The organism is Streptomyces sp. NPDC059037 (genome assembly GCF_042740015.1).
Lineage (GTDB): Bacteria > Actinomycetota > Actinomycetes > Streptomycetales > Streptomycetaceae > Streptomyces.
In genome coordinates this window covers 1-2,867 of the sequence record NZ_JBHYIG010000184.1, presented here as the reverse complement: position 1 = coordinate 2,867, position 2,867 = coordinate 1, and the positions used below count along the sequence as shown (strand labels likewise).

At 66.4% G+C, this 2,867-nt stretch carries 2 protein-coding genes; both read left to right on the top strand.

Translation table 11 applies throughout. The features are described 5' to 3' along the window. Positions 1 to 180 precede the first annotated feature (180 nt). Complete coding sequence (glmU, locus tag ACFWY6_RS30375; protein ID WP_384696989.1) at positions 181 to 1,629, top strand: bifunctional UDP-N-acetylglucosamine diphosphorylase/glucosamine-1-phosphate N-acetyltransferase GlmU; 1,449 nt, start codon at positions 181 to 183, stop codon at positions 1,627 to 1,629. Positions 1,630 to 1,745: 116 nt separating this feature from the next. Next, on the top strand, positions 1,746 to 2,723 hold the full coding sequence (locus ACFWY6_RS30370) for a ribose-phosphate diphosphokinase (protein ID WP_266866016.1): 978 nt from the start codon (positions 1,746 to 1,748) through the stop codon (positions 2,721 to 2,723). Positions 2,724 to 2,867: the final 144 nt, after the last annotated feature.

The window sequence follows — 2,867 nt, the reverse complement described above, 5'->3', positions numbered from 1 at the left end:
TTTCCGCCACCCCCCGTGCTATTGGGATATTTGCTTCTTTGTTAACAAGCCCGGGGGGCGTTCTTCGTTTCTTCTCACCCCCCCCCCGCACCCCCCCCCCCGCCCTCATTTCCGCCCCACAACGCCCCGGTATCCTGCGGATGTCCACCCCCCGCACATTCGAAGCCGAAGGGCACCCCCGTGAGCGCCAACAGCCCGGCAGCCGTCGTCGTCCTCGCAGCGGGTGAGGGCACCCGTATGAAGTCGGCCACCCCCAAGGTCCTGCATGAGATCTGTGGGCGTTCCCTCATCGGGCATGTGCTCGAAGCCGCGTACGCATTGAGCCCGCAGCGGCTCGTCACCGTCGTCGGGTTCGCCAGGGAGCAGGTCACGGGTCACCTCGGGGTGATCGCGCCCGACGTCCGCACCGCCTACCAGAGCGAGCAGAACGGCACGGGTCACGCGGTCCGTATCGGGCTCGAGGAGCTCGGTGGTTCCGTGGACGGGACCGTGATCGTGGTCTGTGGGGACACTCCGCTGCTGACCGGTGCGACGCTGCAGAAGCTCGCCGAGACGCACTCCGCCGACGGGAACGCCGTCACCGTGCTGACCGCCGAGGTGCCGGACGCGACCGGTTACGGGCGGATCGTGCGGGACGGCGAGAGCGGCGCGGTGACCGCCATCGTCGAGCACAAGGACGCGACCGATGCGCAGCGTGCGATCCGGGAGATCAACTCCGGGGTGTTCGCATTCGACGGTGCGCTGCTGGCGGACGCGCTGGGCAAGGTGCGTACGGACAACAGTCAGGGTGAGGAGTATCTGACTGATGTGCTGGGGATTCTGCGCGAGGCCGGGCATCGGGTGGGGGCTTCCGTCGCCGCCGATCACCAGGAGATCGCGGGGATCAACAACCGCGTACAACTGGCGGAGGCCCGGCGCACGTTGAACGAGCGGCTGCTGACGGAGGCCATGCTGGCCGGTGTGTCGGTGGTGGACCCCGCGTCGACGTGGTTCGACGCGACGGTGACGTACGAGCAGGACGCGATCGTGCATCCGGGTACGCAGCTGCAGGGCGCCACGCATCTGGGTGAGGGTGCCGAGGTCGGGCCCAACACCCGGCTGATGGACACCAGGGTGGGTGCGGGTGCCCGGGTCGACAACACCGTCGCGAACGGTGCCGAGATCGGGGCGCAGGCGAGTGTCGGTCCGTTCGCGTATCTGCGGCCGGGGACGCGGCTTGGTGTGAAGGCCAAGGCGGGTACGTATGTGGAGATGAAGAACGCGACGATCGGTGACGGTTCGAAGGTGCCGCATCTGTCGTACGTGGGTGACGCGACGATCGGTGAGTGCTCCAACATCGGTGCGGCGAGCGTCTTTGTGAATTACGACGGTGAGGCGAAGCACCACACGACGGTGGGGTCGCACTGCCGCACTGGTTCGGACAACATGTTTGTGGCTCCTGTCACGGTCGGGGACGGTGCCTACACGGCGGCCGGCTCGGTGATCACGAAGGATGTGCCGGCGGGTTCGTTGGCCGTCGCGCGGGGCCAGCAGCGGAATATCGAGGGATGGGTTGCTCGTAAGCGTCCGGGGAGCGCGGCTGCGAAGGCGGCCGAGGCGGCGTCCCGGAAGCCGGAAGGCGAAAGCTGACCGGAAACAGGTGCGTCGTACACGGCGTACCGTGATAGGTGCACACATTCGGCCGACTCGACGCACCGGGACGCGTGAGTACGGCAGCGGTTAGAACTCTCTGAGGAGACAGTGCTGTGACCGGGATCAAGACGACCGGCGAGAAGAAGTTGATGCTCTTCTCCGGCCGCGCCCACCCCGAGTTGGCCGAGGAGGTCGCACACAAGCTGGGTGTCGGCATCGTGCCGACGAAGGCTTTTGATTTCGCCAATGGCGAGATCTATGTGCGGTATCAGGAGTCGGCTCGTGGCGCGGACTGCTTCTTGATCCAGAGCCACACGGCTCCGATCAACAAGTGGATCATGGAGCAGCTGATCATGATCGACGCGCTGAAGCGTGCGTCGGCCCGCTCCATCACGGTGATCGTGCCGTTCTACGGCTACGCCCGTCAGGACAAGAAGCACCGCGGTCGTGAGCCGATCTCGGCCCGTCTGGTCGCGGACCTGATGAAGACCGCGGGTGCGGACCGCATTCTCACGGTCGACCTGCACACGGACCAGATCCAGGGCTTCTTCGACGGCCCGGTCGACCACCTCTTCGCGCTGCCGGTCCTCGCGGACTACGTGGGTGCGAAGGTCGACCGCTCGAAGCTGACGGTGGTCTCGCCGGACGCCGGCCGCGTGCGCGTCGCCGACCGCTGGTGCGACCGTCTGGGCGCGCCCCTTGCGATCGTCCACAAGCGCCGTGACAAGGACGTCGCGAACCAGGTCACCGTGCACGAGGTGGTCGGTGACGTGAAGGGCCGCGTCTGCGTCCTGGTCGACGACATGATCGACACGGGTGGCACGATCTGCGCCGCCGCCGACGCGCTGTTCGCGCACGGTGCGGAGGACGTCATCGTGACGGCGACGCACGGTGTGCTGTCCGGTCCGGCCGCGGACCGTCTGAAGAACTCCAAGGTGAGCGAGTTCGTCTTCACGGACACCCTGCCCGACCCGGGTGACCTGGAGCTCGACAAGATCACGGTGCTTTCGATCGCGCCGACGATCGCGAACGCGGTGCGTGAGGTCTTCGAGGACGGTTCGGTGACGAGCCTCTTCGACGAGCAGGCGTAACGCTCGTAAAGATCCACTTTGGGTGCGGCCTCCCCGCCGGGTAGACTCACTGAGTTTGTCGGGCGGGGTGGGCCCGCCTTTTTGTGTTGGTGTGCCATAAGGTCGCGCGGATAGTTTCAGGCCAGATGTGGGATGTGCGGTCTC